The following is a 22,653-nucleotide window of genomic DNA, read 5'->3' on the forward strand; positions in this document are numbered from 1 at the left end:
CACCGCCGGATGTAACCGGCCGCCGAGCTACGCCGAAGGCCATCACATCATTTGGTACAAATCGCAGGACGGGCCGACGAATCAATCGAACATTTTGATGCTGTGCAGTGCTTGCCATCACAGGATTCATCGCGAAGGCTGGGACATCGTCGTCACAGACAACGTGGTCTACTTCATCCCGCCCGCTACCGTCGACCCGAAGAGAACTCCCCGACGCGGCGGACGCCCACCGGTACCGACACCGAAAGGCCACGACGGCCCGCACTATAAGAGTTAGATACCGCGTGTGCGTGTCGGCTCGAGCGGCGGATAGATCTCCTCAGGCCCTCAGGCCCTCAGGCCCAGCCTGATTGCAGAACGCGAACAGCCCGACAAACATCACAGCAACTCACGACTCGGCCGACGTCGTGAGCCAGTGGATGCTGCGGCCGTGCGGTTGCGTGAACGCCACCGGCACTCCATCCAACGCCAGCACGAAATCTGAGCTCGAGCGGGGCGGCTCTGCGAGGCGTTCAAGCACCCCTGGCACCAACCCCTGCCCCTCGTTGGACAGCCAGCGCGCGGGCAGACTTGCCATGGTATCCGCGAAGCGAGCACGTTCGTCCTCGTCGAGGTAGAGAAGAACGGCGGTATGAAAGACAACGACGGTCGAGCCGGCGGGTGCCTGGGCCACGAGCGCGGTCACCTGTTCGTTCAGGTCACCGCGAACGATCCTCACCGGCTCCTGCCGCGCCACCGCGACGGCAGCGAGCAGGCGTTCTCGCCGGTCGGCGTGTTCCGGCCAGATCAGGGCCGTCAGCCAGTCCACGTCGTCCTGCCTGGTCACGTCGAGCGGATTCAGGTCGATACCGGCCCGCCACACCACCTCGGGCAGATCATCGGGCAGCGGCACGGTACCCGACGCGACGCAGTCGAGAACCACGGGGCTCGGCCCCGTGGCGGGGTGCAGCATCCGTCTCACACCGCCCGCAGGATCGACGTAGCGGTAGCTGTACCTGTCGGGATGCAGGCAGAGGCCAGCGGATGCGCCCACCTCGATGAGCGCGATGGGCCCCGTCAGCGTCCCGAGGGCCGGAAGCAGCACAGCGCAGCGCCCCGCCTCATTGGTCTGGGTTGCGTGCGAGCGGCAGACCGTGTCGACGCGTGACCAGTTCTCGTGAAGCCACTCGGCAAAGGGCCGGTACTCCCCCACCTCTGCACCGCAATATCGGGCGGCACTGAAAACGAGGTTGGGCTGTCGCTTCGGCGCCGGCAGCCGGTCGATCAGGGCGATGACGGCCGGATCTTGTGCGACCGCGCGGGCCCACGCCTCGTAGCAGGCGCTCATTCCCGTGGCTTCCACCTCCGCAAACTGCCGGTAACGCTCTGACGTCGATGCTTTCGGATCGGTGCTCCGTCTCATGGCACCAGACTAATCACGGTTAGTCTGGTTGTTTGTGCAATGGCGCCACGAGCGCCTCACAATCGTGAAACCGAAATGGAGAACCTGTTGCCAGGAGAAAACCTCACCCGCGTCGAGGCTCAGGAGCGCGCAGCGCTCGTCACCGTTCACAGCTATGACGTGACCCTCGACCTCACTACCGGCCCGGAACTCTTCGCGAGCACCACGACCGTGAAGTTCGCCGCGACTGCCGGCACCTCGACATTCATCGACTCGATCACCCGCTCGGTGCACAGCGTGAACCTCAATGGAGTGGCGCTCGACCCCGCCGTCGTGAGCGACGGCATCCGTATTCAGCTCGCCGATCTCGCTGCCGAGAACGAGCTCACGGTTGTGGCCGACGCGGTCTACACGAACACCGGCGAAGGCCTGCACCGCTTCGTCGACCCCGTCGACAACGAGGTGTACCTGTACAGCCAGTTCGAGGTGCCGGATTCTCGTCGCGTGTTCGCCGTGTTCGAGCAGCCCGACCTGAAGGCCACCTTCAGGTTCACGGTCACTGCTCCCGGCGCCTGGCAGGTCATCTCCAACTCCACGACCCCGGAGCCGACTGACGCCGGCAACGGCAGCAAGACGTGGGCGTTCGAGCCGACACACACGATTTCGAGCTACATCACGGCGCTGGTCGCCGGACCGTACGCCGTGACACGCAGCGAGCTCACCTCCAGTGACGGCCGCATCATCCCGCTCGGACTGTTCAGCCGGAAGAGCCTGTCCCAATATCTGGACGCCGACTACATCTTCGAGAAGACCGTACAGGGCTTCGCGTACTTTGAAGAGAAGTTCGGCTACCCGTACCCATTCGACAAGTACGACCAGATGTTCGTGCCCGAGTTCAACGCCGGCGCCATGGAAAACGCCGGCGCGGTCACGTTCACCGAGACGTACATCTTCCGGTCCAAGGTGACCGACGCCATCAAGGAACGTCGCGTCGTCACCATCCTGCACGAACTTGCACACATGTGGTTCGGCGACCTGGTCACCATGACCTGGTGGAACGACCTGTGGCTCAACGAGAGCTTCGCCGAGTGGGCGTCCACCATCGCCACCGCCGAGGCCACCGAGTGGACCGAGGCCTGGACCACGTTCGCCGTCATGGAGAAGAGCTGGGCCTACAAGCAGGATCAGCTGCCTTCCACGCACCCCGTCGTCGCCACCATCCGCGACCTCGACGACGTGCTCGTGAACTTTGACGGCATCACCTACGCCAAGGGCGGATCCGTGCTCAAGCAGCTCGCCGCCTGGGTGGGCATCGACGCCTTCTTCACCGGAGTCGCCTCGTACTTCCAGAAGCACCAGTGGGGCAACACCGAGCTGCGCGATCTGCTTGTGGAACTCGAAGCAGCGAGCGGTCGCGACCTCAGCGGCTGGGCCGGACTCTGGCTCGAGACCGCCGGCGTGAACACCCTGCGCCCCGAGATCACGGTCGATGACGCGGGCACCATCACCGGGTTTGCCGTGCTGCAGACCGCGGCCGCCGACTACCCCCACCATTCGACCGCACCGCCTCGCCATCGGCTTCTACAACCTCGACCCAGCCGGCAAGCTCGTGCGCACGCACCGCGTCGAGCTCGATGTCGACGGCGCGCGAACGGATGTTGCCGAGCTCGTCGGCCAGGCACGTCCCGACCTCGTTCTGCTCAACGATGACGATCTCACGTACGCGAAGGTCCGCCTCGATCAGGCCTCACAGGCCGTTGCTCTGGAGCACCTGTCCGCCATCGACAGCCCGCTCGCCCGGGCAATCGTGTGGGGCTCGGTCTGGGACGCCACTCGCGACGCCGAGACCAGCGCCCGCGACTTCGTGCGCCTCGTGCTGAACAACGTGGCCACCGAAACCGAGTCAACCACCCTGCGCACCGTGCTCGGCCAGGTGGTACTCACCGCGTCGTACTACGTGGCCGAGCCGCACCGCGCCGCCGTGGTGACGGAGGTCGCGGATGCACTGTGGGCACTCGCCCAGGGCGCCACCGCCGGCAGCGACGCCCAGTTCCAGTTCGTGAAGTTCTTCGCGTCGGTCGCACAAACACCGGCACACCTGGACTCGATTGCCGGTCTGCGTTCCGGCACGACGACACTCGAGGGCCTGACGGTCGACACCGATCTGGCGTGGGAGCTGCTCACCGCGCTCGTCGCCGGTGGCCGCGCGGCAACCGCCGAGATCGATGAGGCACTCACCAACGACAACACCGCGACAGGCGCCCAGTCGGCGGCCCTCGCTCGTGCGGCCGTTCCCACCCCGAAAGCCAAGGAGGCCGCCTGGTCGTCCCTGATCGAGGTTGACACGGCCGCCACGACCATCGTGCGCACCACGTCGGCCGGCTTCCTGCGCGTGAACGACGCGAGCCTGCTCGCGCCGTTCCAGGCGAAGTACTTCGACATGCTGCAGTCGGTCTGGGAAGCACGCAGCTTCTCGATCGGCGAGAAGCTCGTGATCGGACTGTACCCCGCACCGCTCAACAGTCAGGCGCTCGCTGACGCGACCCGCGCGTGGTTGGACGCAAACGCCGAACCGGCTGCCCTGCGCCGCCTCGTGGTGGAGAACCTTGCGGGCGTGGAGCGTTCCCTCGCGGTACAGGCGCGCGACGCCCAGTAGCACCGCGGAACAGGCCTGAGGCCCTCGTGACCGCTCCCCCGGAGCTGCCGCGGGGCCCCCGGAGCTGCCGCGGGGGCCTCAGGCTTTGTGGAGGGTGCGTCTGCGTAGACTGGAACAACTATGAACTGGGATACCTTCTGGACCGACGTGGCCGCCTTTTTCACGACCAAAGGCTGGATCGATTTCTGGATGAATGCCCTGCACATCGTGGGCATCATCATCGTGGCTCTGATCGCGCGCTGGATCCTCACCTTCGTCATCGACCGGGTCGTGCGGCAGATCGTCTCCGGCGTCAAGAAAACGCAGAAGGTCGAAGACACCCAGGCCCTCAACGTGTCGCCGCTGGCGGCCGTGAGAGTCGTGCAGAGGTCACGAACCCTTGGCTCGGTTCTCACCAACATCGTCAATGTGTTTCTTCTGATCACGACAATCCTGCTCATCGTCAACGTCATCAATCAAAACATTCTTGGCTCATTCGCCCTCCTCACCGCCGCCATCGGCGCCGGCCTTGGTTTCGGTGCCCAGAACATCGTCAAGGACATCCTGAACGGACTGTTCATGGTCGTGGAGGACCAGATCGGCGTGGGCGACATCGTTGACGTGGGATTCGCATCCGGTGTGGTTGAGACGGTGGGAATCCGGATCACCCAGGTGCGTGACGTGGACGGCACGCTCTGGTTCGTGCGCAACGGTGAGATCCTGCGGGTGGGCAATATGTCGCAGGGCTGGGCCCGCGTCATCATCGACCTCGCCATTCCGTATTCCTCCGACGTGGAGGCCGTTCAGGCCGAGCTGCTGCGCGTGGCGAACGCGCTGGCTTCGAGCCGCAAGTGGCGCGCGTTTATTCTGGAGAAGCCGGAAATCTGGGGCCTCGAGTCCATTTCGGCCGAGGCTCTCGTGACCCGCCTGGTGGTGAAGACCCGCGTCGCAGTCAAATGGGACTTCGCCCGCGACCTGCGCCTGCATATGAAGAAGGCCCTCGACGGCGTAGGAGTCTCGCTGACGCCGCTCAACAGCGTGATCATGACCGGATCGGACGGAGCCATAGAATCTTCGATCGCGCCGGAGGTCGACACGGTCGACGCCGCCGAGGCTGCCGCTGCCTCCGTTCCGGACGCGGTCGCCGATGTGCGCACCGCCCCGGTGCCCGTCAAGCGGGCGCCGAGAGCCCCGCGCAAGTCACGAACCACGACGACGGCTGAGAAACCCCTCACCCAGCCCGTACCGAAACCGCCGGCGAAAGCGTCCGCCAAAACGATCCCCACCGCGCACACGGCGCCGGATCCCGAAACACGAAGCCAGGAGTCCCACGATGACTAACGACGCAGCAGGTGTTCACCTCCGCGACGGCGAGAACGGGCCGGCGGCCATCCGCACGTTCTACGACGAGGTCGGCGGCAAGGCCTTCTTCGAGAAACTCGTTCACGACTTCTACCGCGGGGTCGCCACCGACCCGGTGCTCAAGCCGATGTATCCCGAAGAGGATCTCGGACCGGCCGAGCACCGGCTGGTGATGTTCCTGGAGCAATTCTGGGGTGGACCCGGAACCTACAGCGAGCAACGCGGTCACCCACGCTTGCGCCAGCGCCACCAGCCGTTCAAGGTGAACCCCGACGCACGAGACCGTTGGCTCGGGCACATGCGCGAGGCCGTGGACTTGGCCGAGCTGCCGCCCCTGCAGCGCGAGACACTGTGGGACTATCTCGAACGCGCCGCGTTCGCGATGGTCAACACCTTCGACGAGTAGTGCCCACACGGGTGGCTGCCGCCCCTCGCGATCAGGCGGTGGTCTTCGACAACGTCGGCTCGCGCTCGGGCGCGGCGTCGAGGTGGCCCGGGGTCCCCGCATAGAGAAGCTCGATCTCGCGCGCGAAGTCCTCGAGGATCACCGAGCGTTTCATGGAGAGCTTCGGCGTGAGATGCCCGCTCGCTTCGGTGAACTCGGTTGGCAGGATGACGAAGCTGCGAATCGACTCCGCTCGTGAGACGTGCGAATTGCCGTGATCGATCGCCCGCTGCACTTCGGCTATGACGGCCGGGTGCGCTGCGGCCGCATCCCGCCCCATTTCCGGGTCCAGTCCGTTGTGCCGAAGCCATGCCGGCAGCATTTCGGCATCGAGCGTCACGAGCGCCGCAATAAAGGGCCGGCGATCCCCGACGACCACGGCCTGCGCCACGATCGGGTTGCCCCTGATCGGATCCTCAAGAGCGGCCGGGGCCACATTCTTGCCGCCCGCGGTGACGATGATCTCCTTCTTACGCCCCGTGATGATCAGGTTGCCGTTCTCGTCGAATCGGCCCAGATCTCCCGTTCGGAGCCATCCGTCGGCGACAGCGGAAGCAGTGGCGTCGGCGTTGCGCCAGTACCCGGTGAACACGTTCACACCGGCGATCTCGACTTCGCCGTCATCAGCGATGCGCACTGAGACCCCGGGCAGCGGTGGTCCGACCGTGCCGATCGTGACCGATCCGGGCCGACACACCGTTGCCGGTGCTGTCGTCTCCGTCAGCCCGTACCCTTCGAGAATGCTGACACCGAGACTTCGGTAGAAATGTCCGAGTCGCTCCCCGAGGGGGCCACCTCCGGACACGGCGAACTGCATGTTCCCACCGAGCGCGGTTCGCAGCCTGGAGAGCACGAGTCGGTCGAGCACCGCGAAACGCAGACGGAGCCCGAGCGGCACGTGGCCCCGGTCGCGAGCCTTCGAATGGGCGATCGCCGCTTCCGCAGCCTGCCGGAACAGTTTTCCGCGCCCGGCCGCTTCGGCACGTTGCTCGCTTGAGTTGTAGAGCTTTTCGAACACGCGTGGGACGGCGAGGAGAAAGGTCGGTTTGAATTCCCCGAGCGTTTCGATCAGCTTGTTCGTGTCTCCTTGGTGGGCGATCCTCACCCCGCTATACACACTCACGACCGCGATGAAGCGAGCGAACACGTGGGCCAGCGGGAGAAAGAGCAGCGTGGATGCGCCGGGAGCCAACACCTCCGGGATCGCGTCGGCCGTGTTGCGGCACAACTCGACAAAGTTGCCGTGGGTCAGGACGCAGCCCTTGGGGGTGCCTGTGGTGCCCGAGGTATAGATGATCGTGGCGATATCGTCTTCGTTCGCCAGGCGTCGTCGACGTTCGAGTTGACCATCGTCGATGGCGGTGCCCTGCGCGGTGAGCAGGTCAAGATCGCCGTCGTCGATCGTCCAGACCCGTTCGACCAGCGGCAGGTCCGGCAGCACGTCCCCGACTCTGGCGCGCAGCGCGGCGTCCTCAACGATCACGGCAACCGCCCCGGAGTCGCCCAGGTTCCAGCGGATCTGGAACGGCGAGGACGTTTCATAGACCGGGACGAGTACAACCCCGGCAAACCAGGCCGCGAAGTCGATCAGGCTCCACTCGTAGCGGGTACGGGCGAGCAGTCCGACGCGTTGCCCGGGCTCAAGTCCGGCCGCGATAAATCCTTTGGCCAGACTTTTCACCTCCACCAGAAAATCCGCCGCCGTAATATCCACTCTCCCGGATTCCACGGCGCGGGAGAACAGCGCCACGTCGGGCGTCGCGGCGACGCGCTCCAGCAGCAGATCGCTGGCGTTCGCGGTGGGGGTCGCCGTCGTGACGGCAGGATTGTCGAGCTGATGCACATGAACTCCGTTGTTCGATATGGCGGCCCAGTTGGGGCCGGGGTAGTGAAGAATGAGGGCGGTCTCAGGCCGCTGCCGCGACCGGGGACGTTCTCACCGTCGGAGACGTCATACGGCCCAACAACGTGGGGAGAGTCCGGGTGACGTACGACGAGGTGTGGAAGTCACGTTCGTCACCGCCGCCGAATACCCACGCCTCGAACGAGCGCTCGTAGGTCTCGATGATGATCCGAGCGGCCAGCGAGGTCGGCCAGGACGCATCCCGGCCCAATTGACCGATCAGCTCCGCCACGACCGCACTCAGGGCATCGAGTTGCCGGTGCTCCGCGGCCAGCAGCGCACCTGCCTCGTTCGGTGACCGCAACGCCCGCAGTCGACGCTCCGCCCGAATGATGACGGCTCCGCGGTCGATCGGACGTGACCGGGCGAGAACGACCGCGGCGGCCCGCAATATCTGCGCATCATCCAGTCCCCGGATCTCACCGAAACTCGAACGAAGCCGTTCTGCGCACTCGAGCGCCACGCTCTCCTGCACGGCATCGAGAAATGCATCGTCGCTGGCATACAGCAGCCGAAACGATCTCGGGTGAATTCCCGCCTGCTCGCAGACGTCGGCTATCAGCTGCGGAGTCACACCCGCGCCATCGGCCAGTGCAATGCGCCCGGCAAGCGTGAGGCGATGACGCGCCCCGTCGCGTTGCGGTGTGGTCTTATTCTCCATCGACTGAGACCTTTCTCGTTTAAAGAAACATTAGTTGCTTTTATCGAAAGAGGTCAAATAGCATGATCCTATGAGCGAGCGCATCGACCCGACGCCGGTCAGCATTACCGACGGCGTCTTCTTCACGATTCCGCCCGTACTCAGCCGCGGCCGTCACGACCTGAGCCGCGACGAGGTACTGGCCATCCACCGGGAACGCCTCATGATCGCCGCGACCGAGCTGCTCGCCGCCCACGGCTATGGCGGTGTCGGCGTACGCGAGATTACCGCCCGAGCCCGCGTCTCCCGGGCCGCGTTCTATGCCGCCTTCGACGACAAGGACTCCTGCGTGTTCTCGGCGTACGAGCGCTTCATCGAGGTACTCCTTGCTCGTCTTGCCGCCGCCGTGGTTCCGGCCCACACTGAAGCGGCGAGCGTGGACAGCTTCCTCGAGGCCTACCTCAGCACTCTGCAGCTCGACCTCGTTGCGGCCCGCGCATTCCACGTCGAATTCGAATCTCTCGGTGCCGCCGCCAGGAAATGCCGACGCGACGGCACTACCCGCCTCGCCACCCTCATCCGCGACGCGCAGGCTGCGATCAGCGACACTCCGCCTGCCCCCCTCAGCGATCACATTGGGGGCGTCTACGCCGTGCGCGACCTGGTCTCGGATGCCCTTGACCAGTCGACCACGCCCGATCTGCTCGGCCTACTTCCCGTGATGTCGGTGTGGACCGCCCGACTCCTGGCCCTCACGCGCTAAGACCCAACCAAGCCCGTCGCACCACCGAGACGCCAGGTCATACCTGCGCCGGCAGCGCCGCCGAGCCGTCTGTTCACGGACGGCGCGGCGGCGCCCTGTGTGTCCGGCCGACGTACCCGGCGAGGCTGTCGTTGATCTAGCTCAGCGACGCGGTCTGAGCCACGAGCGCCGCGGCCGTTTCGTGGCCGACGCGAATGGCGCCGTCGACGTGCTGAAAACCCTTGCCGGCCATATCGCTGCAGGCGAAGGAGATCGGCCCCACCGGGGTGCGCAGGTCGGAACCGTAGCGGGCGAGCCCGCCGAGGTCGAAGCTCGCGGCGTAGGCACCGCGGGTCCACTCCTCGGTGCCCCAGTCACTCTCGTAATAGACGACCGGATTGAGCGCCTGCTCGCCGTAATAGTGCGAGAGGGATTCCAGCACGCGCTTCCTGCGGTCTTCGACCGAGAGGGCGAAAACCCCGTCCGCGTTCTCGTCGGATACGAACCCGACGAGGGTTCCCCGCTCGTCGTCGAAGTTGGTGTTATCGTATGCCTCGTGCACGAGCTCGTACGGGCTGAAAGCCGTTCCTGACAGGTCGTCTTCGCGCCAGAACGGCGTCTCGTAGACGGCGTGCACCTTGATGACGAAGCCCATGGACAGGTGCTGGTGCAGCTGGTGCTGGCGACGCGGCAGGGGCGGCTCGAAGCCGATGCGACTGATCAGCACGGGGGGAACGGCGACAATCACGGACCGGGCGTGAACCTCGAGCTCGTCAGTGACGGCCACAACGCCGTCTTCGTTCCAGCGGAGGCTGCGCACGGCCTGCCCGAGGTGGACGTCCGCTCCCAGGCGCTCCGCGAGCAGCAGGGGCACCTGCTGCAGACCGCCCACGACTCGCTCATCGAGGATGAAGTCGGCGTCTACGAGGTTGCTGAAGGATCCCGCGCTTGCCGCCATGTGCAGGGCCTGTAGCGTGGAAAAGGCGTGAGCGGGCTTGGTCAGCATGGCACCGGCGATGAACATGCCGATGTTGTCGCGGGCCTCCTGGTCGTCTGTCTCTGCCTCGAGCCAGGCGCTGAAGGAGATCGCGTCGAGTTCCTGGGCACGAGGATGCGCCCACGGACGGTCGGGGTCGATTTCTGCGACGAGAACGTCGAGTTTGTCGATGAGCGTCACGATGGCCAGCTCCGTCGCTGCGGGCACCGGGAAGATCTCACCCTCGAAGCGTGTGACGGTCCCGGCCTTGTTCACGTAGACGCTCTTGCCCGCCCGGTAGCGCGGGTACGTCTCGAGTCCGAGTTCCTCGAGGGTGGCCTTCAGTGCAGTCTGATCGGGCGAGACCCACTGGCCGCCGATTTCGAGCATGGCCCCGTCGATGGTGTCGGTCCAGAGTCGGCCCCCCACCCGGTCCCGCGCCTCGAGCACGGCCACCGTGAGTCCGGCCTTCACGAGATCGCTTGCCGCGGTGAGTCCGGATGCGCCGGCGCCGATGATGACGACGTCGCGTTCGATCTTGGTCATGATTTCTCCTGTGGGATGAGCGTGTACTTAGTGGACAGGTATTCATGGATGCCTTCGAGCCCGCCTTCACGGCCCAGACCCGACTGCTTGACGCCGCCGAAAGGAGCAGCCGCGTTGGACACCAGGCCTGTGTTGAGCCCCATCATTCCGGTGTCCAGCTGGTCGATCATACGCTGGCCGCGCTTGAGGTCTTGTGTGAACACATAGCTGATGAGTCCGTACTCGGTCGCGTTGGCCATCCGAATCGCCTCGGCCTCGTCGGTGAAGCTGATGATCCCCAGCACCGGCCCGAAAATCTCCTGGCTGAGCAGGGCGCTGTTCGGGCTCAGGTTGCTGAGAACGGTCGGTTTGAAGAACGAACCGGGGCCATCGGGTCGCCCGCCGCCAACTCGAAGCACCGCACCCTTGTCGAGGGCATCCTGCACCAGTGCCTGCGTGTTGGACACCGCCCGGTCATTGATGAGCGGTCCGATGTTCACGCCCGCCTCGGTTCCGCGGCCCACGCGCAGCGCCGACACCCGGTCCGTGAGGCGCTGGGCGAATTCCTCCGCGACGGACTCCTGCACGATGAAGCGGTTGGCCGCGGTGCAGGCCTGCCCCATGTTGCGGAACTTCGCGAGCATGGCGCCCTCGACGGCGAGGTCGAGGTCGGCGTCGGCAAAGACCAGGAAGGGTGCGTTGCCGCCCAATTCCATGGAGGTACGCAGCACTCCCTCGGCAGACTGGGCGATGAGCGTACGACCGACCGCGGTTGAGCCGGTGAAGCTCAGCTTGCGCAGGCGCGGGTCTGCGATGATCGGTGCGGCCACAGCCTGCGAAGAAGACGTGGTGATGACATTGACGACTCCCGCCGGCAGGCCGGCGTCTTCGAGCAGCTGCACAAAGAGCAGAGTAGTGAGCGGGGTGAGCTCGGCCGGTTTGACCACGACCGTGCACCCCGCGGCGAGCGCCGGAGCGATCTTCCGCGTGGCCATGGCGAGGGGAAAGTTCCAGGGAGTGATCAGGAAGCATGGTCCAACGGGGCGCTGCGTGACGACCATCGTTCCGGTCCCTTCCGGCGTCGGCCCGTAACGGCCAGAGATGCGCACCGCTTCCTCGCTGAACCAGCGCAGGAACTCCCCGCCGTACGTGACCTCCCCATTGGCTTCAGCGAGCGGCTTGCCCATTTCGAGCGTCATCAGCAGGGCGAAGTCGTCCCGGCGTTCCTGCAGCAGGTCGAAGGCGCGTCGCAGGATCTCGCCACGCACCCGGGCAGGCGTGGCCGCCCACTTCTCAGCGGCGGCAACGGCCGCGTCGAGGGCCCGCATTCCGTCCTCGGGGGCGGCATCGGCAATCCGGGCGAGCATGTCGCCGGTGGCGGGGTCGGTCACGTCGAGAAGAGCGCCGCTCCCCTGCTCCCAGACACCGTTGATATAGAGTCCCGAGGGCACTCGGGCCAGCAGTTCGGCCTCCTGGGCGGTGAAGGTCGCCAGGTCGATCACAGTGCGCCGAGCGCGTCGGCGACGACCTGGAGGCCTTCGAACAGCAGGTGGTCGGGGATGCTGAGGGGCGGCAGGAAGCGGATGACGTTGCCGTAGGTACCGCAGGTCAGCACGATGACGCCCTGGGCGTGCGCGGCGGCCGCCACCCGGCCGGTGAGCAGCGCGTCGGGTTCGCCCGTGGCGGGGTCGACGATTTCAATGGCCATCAGGGCGCCACGGCCGCGCACCTCGCCGATGCGAGCGTCGGCCTGTTGAAGGGCGCCGAGGCGCTCCGTCATGATCGCGCCGATCTCCCGGGCACGGTTCACGAGATTGTCGCTCTCGTAGCTTTCGATCGTGGCGAGCGCGGCGGCGCAGGCCAGCGGGTTGCCGCCGTAGGTTCCACCGATTCCGCCGGGCTTCGGGGCATCCATGATGTCCGCGCGTCCCGTGACCGCGGACAGCGGGAGCCCGCCGGCGATTCCCTTGGCGAGCACGATCAGGTCGGGCACGATGCCTTCATGGTTGCTGGCGAACATATCCCCGGTGCGAGCGAAGCCGGTCTGCACCTCGTCGGCGATGAAGACGACGTTGTTGGCGTGACACCATTCCAGCAGGGTCGGCAGGAAGCCGGGAGCGGGAACGATGAATCCGCCCTCGCCCTGGATGGGCTCAAGGATCATGGCGGCCATATTGCCCGCGCCGACCTGCTTCTCCACCTGCAGGATGGCTCGTTTCGCCGCTTCAACGCCATTCAGGCCTCCGTCGCGGAGGGGGTAGGACATCGGCGCCCGGTAGACCTCGGGCGCGAACGGGCCGAACCCGTCCTTGTAGGGCACGTTCTTGGCCGTCAGGGCCATGGTCAGCGTCGTGCGGCCATGGTACGCGTGGTCGAAGGCGACGACGGCCTGCTTTCCCGTGAAGGAGCGGGCGAACTTCACGGCGTTTTCCACCGCTTCCGCGCCCGAATTGAACAGTGCTGTCCGCTTCAGGTGGTCCCCAGGCGTCAGCCGGTTGAGCGCCTCGGCCACCTCGATGTAGGAGTCGTAGGGCGACACGGTGAAACAGGTGTGCGTGAATTGAGCGAGCTGAGCGGCCACGGCCGCCACAACACGGGGGGCGCTGTTGCCCACGCCCGTGACGGCGATACCGGACCCTAGGTCGATCAGAGAGTTGTCATCGGCGTCGATGAGCACTCCGCCACCGGCGGCAACGATGTAGGCGGGAAGTGCCACGCCCACCCCAGCCGAGACGGCCGCGGTCTTGCGGGCACTCAGCGCCTGGGACTTCGGCCCCGGAATGGCGGTCACGAGACGACGTTCCTGGGGCAGGGACGGGCCACCCAACGGTGCGTCGGTCACGGAGACTCGGGGAAGGTCAACGGTCGTCATGGCTGCTCCTATCGGTAAACCGGCAACGCGTGGCCCTGTCGGCCACCACGCCAATGCGCTCAGGTTAAGCGGTCCGGCGACCGCGAGTCCGTGCCGTGACGTATAGTCGAACCACAAATAACCGCCATGACGTATAACTCGCGTCCGTCCGAGGAGAGTCCTTCCGTGCTCCCTACCCTGCGCCGCTTGCTCGACCAATCCGATCTGGGACTGCGGCTGCTCACACCGGAGGATCGATTGCCTCCCGGTACCGCCGACCGCGTCGTGGAGTGGGTGCACAGCTCGGACCTGCTCGACCCGACCCCGTTCCTCTCCGCCGGCCAGGTGCTGCTCACGACCGGTACCCAGTTCGCCTCGGAGGCGACCACGGATGCGGCCTACCGGGAGTATGCGCACCGGCTGCGCGCCCACGGGCTCGCCGGCCTGGGATTCGGCACGGAAGTCATTCGGGACGGCACACCCGAAGCGCTCGTCTCAGCGTGCCTCGACGAAGGCCTCCCACTCGTGGAAGTACCCTACGCCACGCCCTTCATCGCCGTGGCGCGCGCCGCCGGAGACATGATTGCCGAGGACCGGTATGCCCGCAACACCTGGGCCCTGAGCGCCCAACGAGCGATCTCGCTGGCCGCCCTCCGCCCCGATGGCCTGAGCGCCACGCTGAGCGAACTCTCCCGCCAGCTCAACCACTGGGTCGCGCTGTTCGACGCGAGCGGCGCCCTAACCCGCGTCTTCCCCCGCGATGCCTTCGCACGCGCATCCGCCGCGTCCTTCACCCTCGTCGCCGCGGAGGCCGCAACGATGCTGCGCCGCGGCCAGCGGTCGAGCGTCACCGTGCCGATCGGCGGCGAGACCCTGACCCTGCAGACCCTCGGCCGACGCGACCAGCTCCGCGGAGTTCTCGCTCTGGGTGGGGCCAGCCAGCTGGACCAGGCCGGTCAGGGCGTCGTCACGAGCGTGATCGCGCTCGCGGGGCTAGCCCTCGAACAGAACAACGCCCTCGACCGCGCGCGCGGCCACCTTCGATCGGGCCTCTGGCACAGCCTCCTCGGCGGCAATACCGATCTCGTAGCCCGCATCTCGGCCGAGATGTGGGGACCGCTCCCTCGGGGGCCCGTGCGCGTTGCTGTCGTCGACGCTCCCGAGGAGCGCCAGGACGCGATCACGGACTTTCTGGAAATCCGGGCCGAGGAACAGCCCGGCCGGTTGTTCTTCGCCCTCCACGACGGTCGATTGTCGCTGTGCCTCGATCGCACCGGCGTCCCCGTGCTCGCCGAACTCGTTGAGAACTTCGGCGTGCGCGTGGGGCTCTCCGACGCCACAGAGTACAGCGCTCTCCCGTCGGCGCTCGGTCAGGCCCTCCGCGCCCTGGATCGATCGATCGAGGGGCCGCCCGGAATTGTGGAATTCGAGGTCATCTCGCGGCACGGCGTGCTCGCATTTCTCGCCCGAACGGATGCCCAAGAGGTGGGACGTGCGATGCTCGCGCCGATCACCCGCCACGATTCCCTCCACGGCACCGACCTGCTGGGCACCCTGCGGGTCTGGCTCGAGCACAACGCGGAATACGCTGCGGCCGCGACGGTGCTGGGCATACATCGGCACACCATGCGCAGCCACGTCGGCCAGGCCGAACAGCTTCTCGGGCGAGATCTCTCGTCGTTTCCGGCGCGGGCCGACGTCTGGGCGGCGCTGCTGGCCGCCGGGCCTCAACCCAGATAGGTCTGACGTCGCACGAGAACGTGTCCACGACTCGTACTCAGACGAGTCCAGGACCCAACACCGAACAGGCGCACGCGTTCCGTCTCCGCGAGAAAGCCCAGGCTGAACGCGGCAAAAGCAGCCCCCGCCGGCACGAGCTCTGCCCCAGCGACCGGACGCCCCCACACCTCGGAGCGCACCCTGCGCACGATCTGCTCTCCCGTTCCGGTCGGAATTGCCGACGCCACTTCGTCGATTCCCGCCTTGGCGGCGGCGGCAAGATCCGCGGCATCCGCGTCGCCCTGCGCGAGCCAGCCGCTCTTCGGCGGAGAAATTCCGGCCCAGGCGGCCCGACCCGTCTCAATCGGCACGGGCACCACGACCGGCAGGGTGCGGTCGACGATGGTGGAGGACAGCCGGGCAACCCGGTCGAGCAGGGACCGCACCGTCACGACCACGTCGAGGGGTGCGTCTCCCCCGTCAGCTGACACACCCAGCGCGTAGGTGCGCAAGCCGAGCACAGTCGCGCTCGAGTCGAGCAGACCCTTGGGGTGAAGCACGGCCGTGTAGACCATCAGCACCGAATCGGCTCTGATCAGGCGAACGGAACCGTCTTCAACGCGCAGGGCGCGGGAGAGAAAGACCTGGAGGTCGTCGAGGGACTGGGAATCCGGGAGAAGTATGTGCTGGCTCATCTACTCCTAAACTAGCAAGGACAGTCTTCACCCACCACCGCCTCGCGGCGCATGCCTGAGGAGGCCCCCTTGCACCAGCCCATGGAAGGCCTACTGGCCGCGCTTGACCTCACGGACACCGGCGCTCGCACGAACGAAGACATCTTCACCGGCCCGTCGCAGTGGATGCCGCTCGGCCGCGTCTTCGGTGGGCAAGTCCTGGCACAGTCGCTTGTAGCCGCCATGCGCACCGTTCCGGACGATCGCCACGTGCACTCGATGCACGGGTATTTTCTGCGGCCCGGAGATGTGAACCACCCGATCACCTTCTCCGTCGAACGCATCCACGACGGACGGTCGTTCTCCACACGGCGCACGCAGTGCTACCAGAACGGGCTGCCGATCCTGTCGATGATCGCGTCTTTCCAGGACGAGGACGAAGGCCTCGAACACCACATCGAGATGCCGACCGACATTCCGGATCCGGAGTCTCTCCCCACGGCATCGGACGCCCTGTCCCACATCGACCACTCCGTTGCTCGGTACTGGGCCAGCGAGCGTCCGTTCGATATGCGTCACGTGCCATCCCCCATCTACCTGAACGTCAAGGGTGAACACACCTCTCGACAAGCCGTGTGGATGAAGACCTTCGGAAAACTGCCCGATGACCCCGATCTGCACCGGGCGGCGCTCGCGTACGCGAGCGATTACTCGATCATGGAGCCGATCCTTCGCCGGCACGGCACACCGTGGTCCACTCCCGGCCTCAAGGTGGCAAGTCTCGACCACGCCATGTGGTGGCACCGGTTTGGCCGGGTGGACGAATGGGTGCTCTACGTTCAGGATTCGCCCTCCGCTCAGGGCGGGCGCGGCCTGGCAACCGGGAGCATCTTCAGTCGGGAGGGCGTGCTGCTCGCCACCGTTGCTCAGGAGGGCATGCTCCGAGTTCCCAGCAACGAGGAGTAGGAAGTCCGTATGACCCCTGCGCGCAATCTCAGTCGCCGTTCCGTGATCGTCTGGGGAGGCGCTGGTGCTGCGGCGGCCGCCACCGTGGCTCTGGTGGGGTGCAGTACCGGTCCTCGGTCGGGGAATGCAGTGGCGAACGACACTCCCACCGAGATCGCGACGCTCTCGGATATTCCCGTCGGCGGTTCGATCGTTGTCATGGTCAACGGCAAGCAGATCGTACTGTCACAGCCTGAATCCGGCACGGTGAAGGCATTCAGTGCGGTCTGCCCGCACCAGGGCTGCATCGTGGCTCCGAAGGATAAGGAGCTCAACTGCCCCTGCCACGGGTCACGCTTCGATGCCTCGACCGGGGGCGTGCTGGAGGGCCCCGCCACAAGTGCCCTGCCGGCCGTCGCCGTGACCGTGAACGGCGCGTCGGTTATGTCGGCCTAACCCAGGCTTGCGGGGCGACAGCCCCTCAGCGACGGGCGAAGGCGATCGGATCGTCGAGATACGGGGTCCACGCCGCACGCTCGACATCGTTGATACGCCTCGGGCGCTCGGTTTCTGCATCCACGAGCACGATGGTGGTGTTGGCGCGCGCGTAGAGCTTTGCTTCGCCGATACCCGCCGGACTCCAGACTTCGTAACAGACGTCGAGGCTCGCGCCGCCCAGTTTGCCGATCCAGAGCCGTACGTCGATCGGGTCACGGAGGTACGGGATCGGCGCCAGGTATTCGATCTCCTGGCGGCCGATCAGCGTGAGCGTTGCCGCACCCGGACGGCCGTCCAGCACGGCCGTGCTCGCGCCGACCGCGGTCGAACCTGTGTCGTCGTTCACCCAGAAGGCAATGATGCGGGCCTCCTCCAGAAGGCGCAGCATCTCCGCGTTGTTGACGTGACCGTACGCATCCAGGTCCGACCAGCGCAGCCGAATCGGTACGTGCATTTTCACCGGCGAACCAGTCCTAGTCGCGCGTGAGCTTGCGGTAGGCGGAACGGTGCGGCTTGGCCGCATCCGGACCGAGCCGCTCGATCTTGTTCTGCTCGTAGGACTCGAAGTTTCCCTCGAACCAATACCAGTTGGACGGGTCCTCGTCCGTTCCCTCATAGGACAGGATGTGCGTGGCAACGCGGTCGAGGAACCACCGGTCGTGTGTGATGACCACGGCGCAGCCCGGAAATTCCAGCAACGCGTTCTCGAGCGAGCCGAGGGTTTCGACGTCAAGGTCGTTTGTGGGCTCATCGAGCAGCAGCAGGTTGCCGCCCTGCTTGAGTGTCAGGGCGAGGTTGAGACGGTTGCGCTCACCACCGGAGAGCACACCGGCCTTCTTCTGCTGGTCCGGGCCCTTGAAGCCGAATGTCGACACGTAGGCTCGCGAGGGGATCTCAGTCTTACCGACCTGGATGTAGTCCTGCCCGTCCGAAACGACCTCCCAGAGGGTCTTGTTCGGGTCGATTCCGCCGCGGTCCTGGTCAACATACGAAATGTTGACCGTGTCGCCGATCTTCAGTTCACCACTGTCGAGCGGCTCCAGACCAACGATGGTCTTGAACAGGGTGGTCTTACCCACACCGTTGGGGCCGATGATTCCCACGATGCCGTTTCGCGGCAGGGTGAAGCTCAGGTTGTCGATGAGCACGCGGCCGTCGAACCCCTTCTGGAGCTTCTTCGCGTCGATGACCTGGGCTCCGAGCCTCGGTCCGACCGGGATCTGAATCTCTTCGAAGTCGAGCTTGCGCGTGCTCTCCGCGGCGGCGGCCATCTCTTCGTAACGGGCCAGACGCGCCTTCGACTTGACCTGGCGCCCCTTGGCGTTGGAACGCACCCACTCGAGTTCGTCGGCGAGGCGACGAGACAGCTTGGCGTCTTTCTTGCCCTGAACCAGGAGTCGTTCCTGCTTCTTCTCGAGATAGGTCGAGTAGTTGCCCTCGTAGGGGTACAGGTGGCCGCGGTCGATCTCGGCGATCCACTCGGCAACGTGGTCGAGGAAGTACCGGTCGTGTGTCACCGCCAGCACGGCGCCCGGGTACTTGGCGAGGTGCTGCTCGAGCCACAGCACGCTCTCGGCGTCGAGGTGGTTAGTCGGTTCGTCGAGCAGCAGCAGGTCAGGCTTCTGCAGCAGGAGCTTGCACAGCGCCACGCGGCGCTTCTCTCCACCGGAGAGGTTGGCGACGGAGAAGTCCCCCGGCGGAGTGCGGAGGGCATCCATGGCCTGCTCCAGCTGGGAATCGAGGTCCCACGCGTCGGCGGCGTCGATGGCCTCCTGCAGGTGACCCATCTCTTCGAGCAGGCTGTCGAAATCGGCATCGGGCTCACCGAGCGCAACGCTGATCTCGTTGAAGCGGTCGACCTTGTCCTTGATCGGACCGACGCCTTCCTGAACGTTCTCCAGAACGGTCTTGGTCTCGTCGAGCTGGGGCTCCTGCATCAGGATCCCGACGCTGTATCCGGGAGAGAGCCGGGCTTCTCCGTTGCTGGGGGTATCGAGGCCCGCCATGATCTTGAGGATGGTGGATTTTCCGGCACCGTTCGGTCCCACCACGCCAATCTTGGCGCCGGGGAAGAACGACATGGTGACGTCGTCGAGAATCAGCTTCTCTCCGATCGCCTTTCGAGCGCGGACCATTGAGTAAATAAATTCGGCCAATTCTATTCCTAAACTATTGGTATGACTACGAAACCCCGCGCCGTACTGTACGTTCGCCTCTCGCGAGAGAGCGCCGTTTCCACGTCCATAGAAGGCCAAAACGCGGACCTCTATGCACTTGCCGAGCGCGAGGGCTGGCAGATCGTCGCTACTTTCGAGGATAACGGTAAGTCCGGGGGCAAGCAGCGCGAGAACGCCATCGGCGCCCTAGACATGCTCCGCAACAACGAGGCTGACGTGCTCGCAGTGTACGCGTACGACCGGTGGAGCCGTATGGGAATCTCCGACAGCGCCGACGTAATCAAGGCTATCGACGCCCGCAAGCGCGCCGCCAAGCGGGGCAAGAGTCCCGAGCCGCTATTCTTCGCGGCCCGCGAGGGGATCCGCTCGGATCAGGAAGGATGGGAAATCCGCGTCGCGTTCGCTGCCGACATTGCCCAGAAGGAACGGGAACGAATGGTCTCGCGGCGCACAGCCTCAATCGAGCGAATGCGGCGCCAGGGGCGCAACCCCGGCAACGGACCCGCGCCGTTCGGATACCGCTCTGCGGCGTTCGCTGACGGACGGCCCGGTCGCCGTTTCGTCGTGGACCATGACGAGGCCCAGGTAATCCGGGAGGTTGCCGACCGGCTCGTCTCCGGCGCCTCGGCGAGCGCGCTCGCTCGCGAGTTGACGAGTCGCCGTGTGCCAATGCCCCGCAGCGCCCACCGCCTCGCGATTCTCAAAGGTGAGCCAACCGTGGACGCCGCAACCGGCGAGCCGCTCGCGACCGGCATTTGGTCATCCTCTCGCGTGTCTCAGGTCTGGGCGAGCGAGCACCTTCTAGGCCGCATCAGCCACAAGACCACGCACCTCGCGCTAGCGACCGACGACGACGGGCTCCTCACCGATGACAAGCAGCCTTCCACCGCCGAGGAGCGCCACCTCGCCAGGTACGGCGAGCCAATACTCGACCCGGCTACCGGCCTTCCGCTACAGGCGTTCGAGCCTGTACTCGACCTTGAGACCGCCCTCGCCATTCGTGAGCGGTTCGCGGGCAATCTGGGGCGCGGCCAGCAGCGCAAGCGACGTGCGGCCCGGCTTCTGAGTGGGCTCGCGTTCTGCGGTCGGTGCGCGGCGCCTATGTACGTCGTGAGCTCCAAGGGCTACAGCTACTACCGATGTGCTGGCCCGTCCAAGGGCCTCGACTGTACGGGCCTGAAAATCACGGCGCCCATTCTGGAGGAGACCGTTACCGCCGAATACCTCGCCCGCTTCGGCTCTCTTCCTGCCGTGGCAATTGTCGAGCTCAAGGGGGCGCCCGAGGTCGGCGAGGCGATCACGTTGCTAACCCAACAGCTCACCGCAACGGTCCAGAAGCTGACCGACGCCGACGCAGATGTCCCGGCACTTATGGCGCAGCGTACAGCGCTGATCGCGAGCCTCGCCGCACTCCGTGCGGTCGCACCAACGACCAAAATCGAGCGCGTCGACCTAGGCAAGACCTGGGGCGAGGTCTACGCCGAAGCCGTCGACGACGGGGCCCGGCGCGGCTACCTGGCCGCTGCCTACGACCATGTAGCGGTTTACCCCTTCAGCGCTCCCGAGCGAGTCAAGTACGTTGTAAAGCCGAGTGTGGAGGAGAGCCCCGACTACTACCTCCCGGTCGCATGACCGCCCTACGCGCGAGGCCTGGCCCCTCCGGCGCCTCCGCGTGACTGGAGCGTGCAAACGCTCCCCTGGACTCCGTCGACCTCACACACCCGATCCACGCCGCGTCGGCACCCCGTTCGCCCTAATACCCATTTGAAATGGCCTCAGTGGCACCATAGACAGCCAACGAGGTAATGTGCGTCGGACTGGATAAATGCGCACCTAACTCGCCTACGGGCCGCCTGCGGCCTCCAGCACGTCAGGCCCCGACCGGCGCCGGACTGGCCGCTCGCGCCAGCGGAAGTGACGAAGTGACGAAAGTTGCGTCACTTCCCTATTCCGGTATAAAGAGCTCTCTCTTCTAAAGAATAGGGAAGTGACGTAAGAACCGTCACTTCGTCACCTTGTCGACCGTGAGGCGTACCGGGGTCCTCGCTTAGCTGCACCTTCGATGCATCGGCGAGCGCCGCCACCTCCTCACCCACTCCGGCGGTCTCATGCGCCGCCACAGATTGAGCGAGCCGCTCGTGCGCCGGGGAGTGATCAGGCTGGGATTTCCCTGTAGAGGGTCGCTCGGGAGACGCCGAGGTCCGCGGCCACCCTCACGCGACTCCACCCGGCGTCAAGAAGGTCGCGGGCCTTGTGCCGGTTTTCCGGCGTCATAGATTTCGGTCGGCCTACCTGGCGACCGCGAGCGCGAGCTGCCTCCCGAGCGGCGTCGGCGCGCTCCAGGATAAGTGCTCGCTCATATTCCGCCATTGCTGAGAAGATTGCGGCCATCATCGCGCCCGTCGGCGTCGCGAAGTCCAAATTCTCGCGCAGACTGCGGAGGATTATTCCGTTTTTTTGGATCCAGCCGAGTAACGCGACCATGTCCGAGAGGGAGCGACCAAGCCGGTCGAGAGCTACGACCACCAGCGTGTCGCCGGGGCGGAGATGCCGTTTCAACTCGAGCAGACCGGGACGGTCCCACTCTGCGCCGCTCCGGACGTCACCGAAGATGAACTCTTCCGGAACCCCGGCCGCGATGAGGGCGTCGAGCTGCTGGTCTACGGTCTGCTTCGCTGTCGAGACTCGCACGTAGCCGTGCACCCGTCCGGTCGTGTTCGTCATATCGCAAGCGTGTCACAATTCGGCGCACTCGCGAAATTCGGACAGTGCCCTTTCGGACATGCTTCTGCGACAGAATAAGGCCCCTTCGGCGAGCGCCGCACGCCTTTTCAAGCCACTGTCCGATACCTAGGTATCGGACAGTGGCTGTCCTGTCGGTTCAGCTCTGACCGCTGCGCCCTGTCTCCAGGTCACTTACTAGTCACCTTCTATGAAACCCGCGAACTGTGCATACTTTCGCAAGGTCCCGCGAATGGCGTCGCGAATAGACGACGGTCGAGTGCCGTCCGTGGAGAATGCCTTCAGCTCCAGACAGACGATGCTCTGCTGAGCACCTTCGCGATTGACGACAATATCTGCGCGCACATTGCGATGTGGCGAGCGCAGTTGACCCTCATGTTTCGACTCGAAGCCGAGAAGTGAAAAAACACGCGCGATGCGTTCCCCTAATGCGACCGA

General features: G+C 65.5%; 19 protein-coding genes and 1 pseudogene. 9 read left to right on the forward strand and 11 right to left on the reverse strand.

Translation table 11 applies throughout. The annotated features are described in order from the left end of the window. The coding region (locus JF66_RS22150) for an HNH endonuclease (RefSeq protein WP_197059345.1) at positions 1 to 277 on the forward strand (277 nt) is incomplete at its 5' end. 111 nt (positions 278 to 388) lie between these two features. Here JF66_RS22150 and JF66_RS06550 read toward each other — a convergent pair. After that, complete coding sequence (locus JF66_RS06550; protein ID WP_035876376.1) at positions 389 to 1,402, reverse strand: DUF2332 domain-containing protein; 1,014 nt, start codon at positions 1,400 to 1,402, stop codon at positions 389 to 391. 87 nt (positions 1,403 to 1,489) lie between these two features. Between JF66_RS06550 and pepN the strand changes: the two are divergent. The 3 genes and pseudogenes from pepN (at position 1,490) to JF66_RS06565 (ending at position 5,784) form a co-directional block, all read left to right on the forward strand. Continuing rightward, a pseudogene (gene pepN / locus JF66_RS06555) lies at positions 1,490 to 4,037 on the forward strand (aminopeptidase N). Positions 4,038 to 4,157: 120 nt separating this feature from the next. Beyond that, a complete protein-coding gene (locus JF66_RS06560) occupies positions 4,158 to 5,357 on the forward strand; it encodes a mechanosensitive ion channel family protein (protein ID WP_081882192.1) in 1,200 nt (399 codons plus the stop codon). Beyond that, the gene (locus JF66_RS06565; protein ID WP_081882193.1) at positions 5,350 to 5,784 is read left to right on the forward strand and encodes a globin; all 435 of its coding nucleotides are present in this window, start codon (positions 5,350 to 5,352) and stop codon (positions 5,782 to 5,784) included. The genes JF66_RS06560 and JF66_RS06565 overlap by 8 nt, the downstream gene beginning before the upstream one ends. A gap of 31 nt (positions 5,785 to 5,815) precedes the next feature. Here JF66_RS06565 and JF66_RS06570 read toward each other — a convergent pair whose 3' ends face one another. Then, entirely contained in the window at positions 5,816 to 7,666 is a 1,851-nt protein-coding gene (locus tag JF66_RS06570; RefSeq protein ID WP_051973221.1) for a long-chain fatty acid--CoA ligase, read from the reverse strand. A gap of 64 nt (positions 7,667 to 7,730) precedes the next feature. Next, complete coding sequence (locus tag JF66_RS06575; RefSeq protein WP_035876377.1) at positions 7,731 to 8,387, reverse strand: hypothetical protein; 657 nt, start codon at positions 8,385 to 8,387, stop codon at positions 7,731 to 7,733. Between the two features lie 70 nt (positions 8,388 to 8,457). On the opposite strand from JF66_RS06575, the gene JF66_RS06580 reads away from it, so the two are divergent. Then, positions 8,458 to 9,129: a TetR/AcrR family transcriptional regulator gene (locus JF66_RS06580; RefSeq protein ID WP_035876378.1), complete on the forward strand. Its 672-nt coding sequence runs from the start codon at positions 8,458 to 8,460 to the stop codon at positions 9,127 to 9,129. Positions 9,130 to 9,265: 136 nt separating this feature from the next. Here the strand turns inward: JF66_RS06580 and JF66_RS06585 are convergent, their stop codons facing one another. From JF66_RS06585 to gabT, 3 genes are read right to left on the reverse strand one after another with little or no spacing between them, the layout of a single operon-like run. Further along, entirely contained in the window at positions 9,266 to 10,630 is a 1,365-nt protein-coding gene (locus JF66_RS06585; RefSeq protein WP_035876379.1) for an NAD(P)/FAD-dependent oxidoreductase, read from the reverse strand. After that, entirely contained in the window at positions 10,627 to 12,111 is a 1,485-nt protein-coding gene (locus tag JF66_RS06590) for an NAD-dependent succinate-semialdehyde dehydrogenase (protein ID WP_081882194.1), read from the reverse strand. Before JF66_RS06590 ends, JF66_RS06585 begins: the two co-directional genes overlap by 4 nt. Next, the gene (gene gabT / locus JF66_RS06595; protein ID WP_035876380.1) at positions 12,108 to 13,481 is read right to left on the reverse strand and encodes a 4-aminobutyrate--2-oxoglutarate transaminase; all 1,374 of its coding nucleotides are present in this window, start codon (positions 13,479 to 13,481) and stop codon (positions 12,108 to 12,110) included. The genes JF66_RS06590 and gabT overlap by 4 nt, the downstream gene beginning before the upstream one ends. A gap of 126 nt (positions 13,482 to 13,607) precedes the next feature. Here gabT and JF66_RS06600 point away from each other — a divergent pair, with 126 nt between their 5' ends. Beyond that, the gene (locus JF66_RS06600) at positions 13,608 to 15,200 is read left to right on the forward strand and encodes a PucR family transcriptional regulator (protein ID WP_051973222.1); all 1,593 of its coding nucleotides are present in this window, start codon (positions 13,608 to 13,610) and stop codon (positions 15,198 to 15,200) included. Here the strand turns inward: JF66_RS06600 and JF66_RS06605 are convergent. Further along, positions 15,188 to 15,874 (reverse strand): hypothetical protein, encoded by a 687-nt coding sequence (locus JF66_RS06605; RefSeq protein WP_035876381.1) that lies wholly within the window; start codon positions 15,872 to 15,874, stop codon positions 15,188 to 15,190. The two genes, JF66_RS06600 and JF66_RS06605, sit on opposite strands and share 13 nt — an antisense overlap. Before the next feature lie 81 nt (positions 15,875 to 15,955). On the opposite strand from JF66_RS06605, the gene JF66_RS06610 reads away from it, so the two are divergent. Further along, the gene (locus tag JF66_RS06610; RefSeq protein ID WP_035876382.1) at positions 15,956 to 16,819 is read left to right on the forward strand and encodes an acyl-CoA thioesterase II; all 864 of its coding nucleotides are present in this window, start codon (positions 15,956 to 15,958) and stop codon (positions 16,817 to 16,819) included. A 9-nt stretch (positions 16,820 to 16,828) separates the two neighbouring features. Next, positions 16,829 to 17,254 carry a Rieske (2Fe-2S) protein gene (locus tag JF66_RS06615; protein ID WP_035876383.1) on the forward strand — a complete coding sequence of 142 codons (426 nt, stop codon included), beginning with the start codon at positions 16,829 to 16,831 and terminating at the stop codon, positions 17,252 to 17,254. Between the two features lie 25 nt (positions 17,255 to 17,279). Here the strand turns inward: JF66_RS06615 and JF66_RS06620 are convergent, their stop codons facing one another. Together JF66_RS06620 and ettA are read right to left on the reverse strand one after the other, a co-directional pair. Beyond that, on the reverse strand, positions 17,280 to 17,750 hold the full coding sequence (locus JF66_RS06620; protein ID WP_231556320.1) for a thioesterase family protein: 471 nt from the start codon (positions 17,748 to 17,750) through the stop codon (positions 17,280 to 17,282). Between the two features lie 19 nt (positions 17,751 to 17,769). After that, a complete protein-coding gene (ettA, locus tag JF66_RS06625; protein ID WP_035876385.1) occupies positions 17,770 to 19,452 on the reverse strand; it encodes an energy-dependent translational throttle protein EttA in 1,683 nt (560 codons plus the stop codon). A gap of 21 nt (positions 19,453 to 19,473) precedes the next feature. Here ettA and JF66_RS06630 point away from each other — a divergent pair, with 21 nt between their 5' ends. Beyond that, the gene (locus JF66_RS06630) at positions 19,474 to 21,105 is read left to right on the forward strand and encodes a recombinase family protein (RefSeq protein WP_035876386.1); all 1,632 of its coding nucleotides are present in this window, start codon (positions 19,474 to 19,476) and stop codon (positions 21,103 to 21,105) included. Positions 21,106 to 21,627: 522 nt separating this feature from the next. Here the strand turns inward: JF66_RS06630 and JF66_RS06635 are convergent. Together JF66_RS06635 and JF66_RS24220 are read right to left on the reverse strand one after the other, a co-directional pair. After that, complete coding sequence (locus JF66_RS06635) at positions 21,628 to 22,197, reverse strand: recombinase family protein (RefSeq protein WP_035876387.1); 570 nt, start codon at positions 22,195 to 22,197, stop codon at positions 21,628 to 21,630. A gap of 195 nt (positions 22,198 to 22,392) precedes the next feature. Next, positions 22,393 to 22,653: hypothetical protein (locus tag JF66_RS24220; protein WP_231556321.1), on the reverse strand; the 261-nt coding region annotated here is incomplete at its 5' end.

The organism is Cryobacterium sp. MLB-32 (assembly GCF_000738085.1).
In the GTDB taxonomy this organism is placed as follows: Bacteria; Actinomycetota; Actinomycetes; order Actinomycetales; family Microbacteriaceae; genus Cryobacterium.

Coding starts and splice junctions, on each gene's coding strand:
- JF66_RS06615 (WP_035876383.1), top strand. CDS start 16,829: ATGACCCCTGCGCGCAATCTCAGTCGCCGTTCCGTGATCGTCTGGGGA.
- JF66_RS06630 (WP_035876386.1), top strand. CDS start 19,474: ATGACTACGAAACCCCGCGCCGTACTGTACGTTCGCCTCTCGCGAGAG.
- JF66_RS06620 (WP_231556320.1), bottom strand. CDS start 17,750: ATGCACGTACCGATTCGGCTGCGCTGGTCGGACCTGGATGCGTACGGT.
- JF66_RS06560 (WP_081882192.1), top strand. CDS start 4,158: ATGAACTGGGATACCTTCTGGACCGACGTGGCCGCCTTTTTCACGACC.
- JF66_RS06585 (WP_035876379.1), bottom strand. CDS start 10,630: ATGACCAAGATCGAACGCGACGTCGTCATCATCGGCGCCGGCGCATCC.
- JF66_RS06635 (WP_035876387.1), bottom strand. CDS start 22,197: ATGACGAACACGACCGGACGGGTGCACGGCTACGTGCGAGTCTCGACA.
- JF66_RS06580 (WP_035876378.1), top strand. CDS start 8,458: ATGAGCGAGCGCATCGACCCGACGCCGGTCAGCATTACCGACGGCGTC.
- gabT (WP_035876380.1), bottom strand. CDS start 13,481: ATGACGACCGTTGACCTTCCCCGAGTCTCCGTGACCGACGCACCGTTG.
- JF66_RS06575 (WP_035876377.1), bottom strand. CDS start 8,387: ATGGAGAATAAGACCACACCGCAACGCGACGGGGCGCGTCATCGCCTC.
- JF66_RS06550 (WP_035876376.1), bottom strand. CDS start 1,402: ATGAGACGGAGCACCGATCCGAAAGCATCGACGTCAGAGCGTTACCGG.
- JF66_RS06565 (WP_081882193.1), top strand. CDS start 5,350: ATGACTAACGACGCAGCAGGTGTTCACCTCCGCGACGGCGAGAACGGG.
- JF66_RS06610 (WP_035876382.1), top strand. CDS start 15,956: ATGGAAGGCCTACTGGCCGCGCTTGACCTCACGGACACCGGCGCTCGC.
- JF66_RS06605 (WP_035876381.1), bottom strand. CDS start 15,874: ATGAGCCAGCACATACTTCTCCCGGATTCCCAGTCCCTCGACGACCTC.
- JF66_RS06600 (WP_051973222.1), top strand. CDS start 13,608: ATGACGTATAACTCGCGTCCGTCCGAGGAGAGTCCTTCCGTGCTCCCT.